This is a genomic window from Rhabdonatronobacter sediminivivens (assembly GCF_013415485.1).
Taxonomy (GTDB): domain Bacteria; phylum Pseudomonadota; class Alphaproteobacteria; order Rhodobacterales; family Rhodobacteraceae; genus Rhabdonatronobacter; species Rhabdonatronobacter sediminivivens.
On record NZ_JACBXS010000085.1, the window covers coordinates 1 to 5254 of the forward strand.

At 69.1% G+C, this 5254-nt stretch carries 4 protein-coding genes and 1 pseudogene; all 5 read left to right on the forward strand.

The genetic code is table 11. From position 1 onward, the window contains the following. Positions 1 to 86 precede the first annotated feature (86 nt). Entirely contained in the window at positions 87 to 2588 is a 2502-nt protein-coding gene (gene trbE / locus HUK65_RS17975; protein ID WP_179907632.1) for a conjugal transfer protein TrbE, read from the forward strand. Continuing rightward, complete coding sequence (gene trbJ, locus HUK65_RS17980; RefSeq protein WP_179907633.1) at positions 2585 to 3358, forward strand: P-type conjugative transfer protein TrbJ; 774 nt, start codon at positions 2585 to 2587, stop codon at positions 3356 to 3358. The genes trbE and trbJ overlap by 4 nt, the downstream gene beginning before the upstream one ends. 14 nt (positions 3359 to 3372) lie before the next feature. Next, entirely contained in the window at positions 3373 to 3642 is a 270-nt protein-coding gene (trbK-alt, locus tag HUK65_RS17985) for a putative entry exclusion protein TrbK-alt (protein WP_179907634.1), read from the forward strand. Positions 3643 to 3646: 4 nt separating this feature from the next. Next, positions 3647 to 4996: a P-type conjugative transfer protein TrbL gene (gene trbL, locus HUK65_RS17990; RefSeq protein WP_179907635.1), complete on the forward strand. Its 1350-nt coding sequence runs from the start codon at positions 3647 to 3649 to the stop codon at positions 4994 to 4996. Beyond that, a pseudogene (locus HUK65_RS17995) lies at positions 4993 to 5115 on the forward strand (conjugal transfer protein TrbF); the annotation flags it as partial. The gene trbL and the pseudogene HUK65_RS17995, both read left to right, overlap by 4 nt. Positions 5116 to 5254: the final 139 nt, after the last annotated feature.

A 5254-nucleotide genomic window follows, 5' to 3' on the forward strand; every position in this document is an offset into this window, starting at 1 on the left:
GCCCACATCCGTCGCCTCACCCGCCTCATCGCAAGAACCTGAAATCATTCAGACCATTATGAATCGGACTCTGAGGAGCCCGCGCCATGATGCATCTCGCCGAGTATCGCCGCAAAGCCGCCCGCCTCGCCGATTACCTGCCCTGGGCGGCGCTGGTCGCGCCCGGGGTGGTGCTGAACAAGGACGGGAGCCTGCAGCGCTCGGCACGCTTCCGGGGCCCGGACCTCGACAGCGCGGTCGCCGCCGAGTTGGTCGCCGTGGCCGCCCGCATCAACAGCGCCTTTCGCCGCCTCGGTTCGGGCTGGGCGATCTTCGTCGAGGCGCAGCGCCTGCCCGCCGCCGACTATCCCGACAGTCGTTTTCCCGATCCGGCCTCGGCGCTGCTGGATGCCGAACGCCGTGCAGGCTTTGCCGATCAGGGCGCGCATTTTCAGTCGGCCTATATCCTGACCTTCCTCTACCTGCCGCCCGCCGAGGAGGCCGCGCGCGCCGAGACCTGGCTCTATGAGGGGCGCGAGCGGGCGGGGATCGATGCTGGCGAGGTGCTGCGCGGCTTCATCGACCGCAGCGACCGGGTGCTGGCGCTTTTTGACGGGTTCATGCCCGAATGCCGCTGGCTCGATGATTCTGAGACGCTGACCTACCTGCACTCCACCATCTCGACCCGCACGCAGCGCGTGCGCGTCCCGGAAACCCCCGTCTATCTCGACGCGCTGCTGGCCGATCAGCCGCTCACCGCCGGGTTGGAGCCTCGGCTGGGCGCGGCGCATCTGCGCATCCTGACGCTCTCGGGCTTTCCCACCGCCACCACGCCCGGGATCCTCGATGAGCTGAACCGCTTGGCCTTCCCCTATCGCTGGGCAACGCGCGCGATCCTGATGGACAAGCTGCAGGCCACGCGCATGGTCGGGCGCATCCGCCGCCAGTGGTTCGCCAAGCGCAAATCCATCGCCGCGATCCTCAAGGAGGTGATGACCAACGAGCAATCGGTGCTCGTCGACAGCGATGCCGCGAACAAGGCCGAAGATGCCGACATGGCGCTGCAGGAGCTTGGCGCCGATGTCGCGGGGCTGGCCTATGTCACCGCCACGCTGATCGTCTGGGACGATAACCCCCGCCGCGCCGACGAGAAGCTGCGGCTGATCGAGAAGGTCGTGCAGGGCCGCGATTTCACAGCGATGGTGGAGACGGTCAACGCCGTCGATGCCTGGCTCGGCTCGCTGCCCGGGCATCCTTACGCCAATGTCCGCCAGCCCCCGGTCTCGACCCTGAACCTCGCCCATATGATCCCGCTCTCGGCCGTCTGGGCGGGGGAAGAGCGGGACCGGCATCTGGGTGGCCCGCCACTCCTTTATGGCCGGACCGAGGGCTCCACCCCCTTTCGTCTCTCGCTGCATGTCGGCGATGTCGGCCATACGATGGTCATCGGTCCGACCGGGGCGGGCAAATCCGTCCTGCTGGCGCTCATGGCGCTGCAGTTCCGCCGCTATCCGGGGGCGCAGGTCTTCGCCTTCGACTTCGGGGGCTCGATCCGGGCTGCGATCCTCGCCATGGGCGGGGACTGGCACGATCTGGGCGGCGCGTTGAGCGAGGGTGAGGCGGCCGCAGTCTATCTCCAGCCGCTTGCGCGGATCGATGAGGCGACCGAGCGCGCCTGGGCCGCGGGCTGGATCGCAGCGATCCTCGCGCGCGAGGGCGTCTGCGTCACGCCCGAGGTGAAGGATCACCTCTGGACCGCGCTCACCTCGCTGGCCTCGGCCCCCATCGGAGAACGCACGATCACCGGGCTTGCCGTGCTGCTGCAGTCTTCTGATCTGAAGCAGGCGCTGCGGCCCTATTGCCTGGGCGGCCCGCATGGGCGGCTTCTCGATGCCGAGATCGAGGATCTGGGTACGGCCCCGGTCCAGGCCTTCGAGATCGAGGGGCTAGTCGGTACTGCCGCCGCCCCCGCGGTCCTCTCCTATCTCTTCCACCGCATCGGCGACCGGCTCGATGGCCGCCCGACGCTCCTGATCATAGACGAGGGCTGGCTCGCGCTCGATGACGAAGGCTTTGCAGGCCAACTGCGCGAATGGCTGAAGACGCTGAGGAAGAAGAACGCTTCGGTCATCTTCGCCACCCAGTCGCTGAGCGACATCGACGCGTCCCCCATCGCGCCCGCCATCATCGAAAGTTGCCCGACGCGGCTCCTGCTGCCCAATGAACGCGCCATCGAGCCGCAGATCACCGCGATCTACCGCCGTTTCGGGCTGAACGACCGCCAGATCGATATCCTCGCCCGCGCCATGCCGAAGCGCGACTACTACTGCCAGTCGCGGCGCGGCAATCGGCTCTTCGAGCTGGGCCTGTCCGAAGTCGGCCTTGCCCTCTGCGCGGCCTCCTCCAAGACCGATCAGGCGCGCATCGCCGCGATCCTGGCCGAGCATGGCCGCGACGGTTTCCTCGACGCCTGGCTGCGCGCGCGCGGCGCAGGCTGGGCCGCCGATCTGATCCCGGACCTGCCGAACCTTGAGCCGGACACGCCGTCACCAGCGCCGGACCCGACACCCGATCCCAAACCCCAACCCTCAGAGGAGCCACCCACATGACCCGCTTCACCCATCTCGCCAGCGCCTCAACCCTCGCGCTGGCCCTCGCCGCACCCATGGGCGTGACAATCCTCGCGCCCAGCCCCGCGCAGGCCTTCTTCGGCTTCGGGGGCCGGATCGTCTACGACCCGCGCAACCATGCCGAGAACATCCTCTCGGCCGCCCGCGCCATGGAGCAGATCAACAACCAGATCACCCAGCTGCAGAACGAAGCGCAGATGCTGATCAATCAGGCACGCAATCTCGCGAGCCTGCCGCAATCCTCGCTCGCGGCCCTTCAGCAGAATGTCGAGCGCACCCGCCAGCTTCTCGCCCAGGCGCAGAACATCGCCTTCGACGTCCAGGCCATCGACCGGATGTTTCAGGAGCAGTACGGCGGCACCGCCATGGCCGCCCCCGAGGCCCAGCTTCTGGCCGATGCCCGCGCGCGCTGGGAGAACACCGTGGGCGGGCTGCAGGACGCGATGCGCGTGCAGGCCGGGGTCGTCGGCAATATCGACGGCCAGCGCGCGGAAATGGCGGCGCTGGTGGGTGCGAGCCAGAATGCGGTCGGCGCGCTGCAGGCCGCACAAGCCGGCAACCAGCTTCTTGCGCTGCAATCCCAGCAGATCGCCGATCTGGTCGCGGTGACCGCCGCCAATGGCCGCGCGGTGGCGCTGGCCGAGGCCGAACGCGCCGCCGCAGCCGAACAGGGCCGCGTCCAGCGCGAACGCTTCCTGACCCCGGGCGCGGGCTACCAGCCCGGCAGCGCCCGGATGTTCAACAACTGACGGGAGCGGGGGCGATGGACGGGCGCAGCACCGCCAGCATCGCGGCGATCATCCTCGCTGCCGCCGCCCTGACCGCGGCGGCGGTGCAGATGACGCGGGGCGAGCGCGGCGCGCCCACGTCGACCGGCCCCGCACTTGCCCCGGCCGGGGATCCCCTCCGCACCGAGCAGCGCCGTTGCCAGGCCATGGGCGAGGCGGCGGCGCGCGATCCCGGCTGCCTTGCGGTCTGGGCCGAGACGCGCGAGCGCTTCCTCGGCCGCCCACCGACCCCGACAGGCGACTAGGGCCATGGGCGGCACCGGTGTCATCGACGACTTCCTCGGGGTCTTCACCTCCTATATCGACAGCGGCTTCGGCCTGCTGGGCAGCGAGGTCGCCTTCATCGCCACCACGCTGATCGTGATCGACGTGACCCTGGCCGCGCTCTTCTGGGCCTGGGGCGCCGATGACGATGTCATCGCCCGGCTGGTGAAGAAGACGCTGTTCGTCGGCATCTTCGCCTTCCTGATCTCGAACTGGAACAGCCTCGCCGCGATCGTCTTCGAGAGCTTCGCGGGCCTCGGCCTGCTGGCCTCCGGCACCGGCTTCTCACCCGCTGACCTCCTGCGCCCCGGCCGCGTCGCGCAGACCGGGCTCGATGCCGGGCGCCCGCTGCTCGAGTCGATCTCCAGCCTCATGGGCTTCGTGGCCTTCTTCGAGAATTTCATCCAGATCGCCTGCCTCTTCTTCGCCTGGGCGCTGGTGCTGCTGGCCTTCTTCCTCCTCTCGGTGCAGCTCTTCGTCACGCTGATCGAGTTCAAGCTGATGACGCTTGCGGGCTTTGTGCTGATCCCCTTCGGTCTCTTCGGCAAGACCGCCTTCATGGCCGAGCGGGTGCAGGGCAATGTCGTCTCCTCCGGCATCAAGGTGCTGGTGCTGGCCGTGATCATCGGCATCGGCTCGACGCTGTTCGGCCAGTTCACTGCAGGCTTCGGCGGCGCGACCCCGACCATCGACGAGGCGATGGCCATCGTGCTGGCAGCACTTTCGCTTCTAGGCCTCGGCATCTTCGGCCCCGGCATCGCCACGGGCCTCGTCTCGGGCGGGCCGCAACTGGGCGCGGGCGCCGCCGTCGGCACCGGGATCGCCATCGGCGGCGCGGGTGTTGCCGCAGGCGGCGGCGCGCTTCTGGCCGCGCGCGGGGCGGGCACTCTGGGCGGCGCGGGCCTTGCCGCCACACGCGGCGGGATCGCCACGGCGGGGGCGGCCTCGACGGCCTATCGCCTGGGCGCCATGGGGCAGTCGGGTGCGGGGGGCGTTGCGTCCGGTCTGGGTGGCGTCGCAAGCGCCACCGGCACGGCCATCGCCTCGCCCCTGCGCCGCGCGGCCTCCCGCATCGCGTCGGGCGCGCGGGCGAGCCATGCGGCTGGCGCGCAGGCGGGTTTCGCTGCCACAGGCGGCACATCTTCCATGGGTAGCGTAGGGGGTGGCGCCGTATCTGCGGGGGCCAGTCCCGACAGCCCTCCCGCCTGGGCCCGCGCGATCCGCCGCAACCAGATGATGCGCCAGGGCCTCTCGGCTGCTGGTCATGCGCTCCGCGCCGGGGACAGCCCCGGTGGCGGGGCTTCCGTTTCCCTGTCCGAAGGACGTCGCCCATGAGCCTCTTCAAACGATCCACCGCCCATTACGGCAAGACCCCCGAACCCGAGACCCCCTATCAGAAGGCGGCGCAGGTCTGGGACGAGCGCATCGGCGCGGCCCGGGTGCAGGCGAAGAACTGTCTGTTGATTGTCACTGAGAACTGACCCGGCATTGTCACCGAGATCTGACCCACCCAGTGGTTATGTTCTGCGTGTCATTCTGGCGTCAATGCTGGTGTTTCCCTCCGTTTCTTTTTCGCAGTTTCGGAGCTTGCCT

What these genes read in the sequence shown, in the direction of transcription:
- trbK-alt (WP_179907634.1), top strand. Translation starts at nt 3,373, where the DNA reads ATGGACGGGCGCAGCACCGCCAGCATCGCGGCGATCATCCTCGCTGCC.
- trbJ (WP_179907633.1), top strand. Translation starts at nt 2,585, where the DNA reads ATGACCCGCTTCACCCATCTCGCCAGCGCCTCAACCCTCGCGCTGGCC.
- trbL (WP_179907635.1), top strand. Translation starts at nt 3,647, where the DNA reads ATGGGCGGCACCGGTGTCATCGACGACTTCCTCGGGGTCTTCACCTCC.
- trbE (WP_179907632.1), top strand. Translation starts at nt 87, where the DNA reads ATGATGCATCTCGCCGAGTATCGCCGCAAAGCCGCCCGCCTCGCCGAT.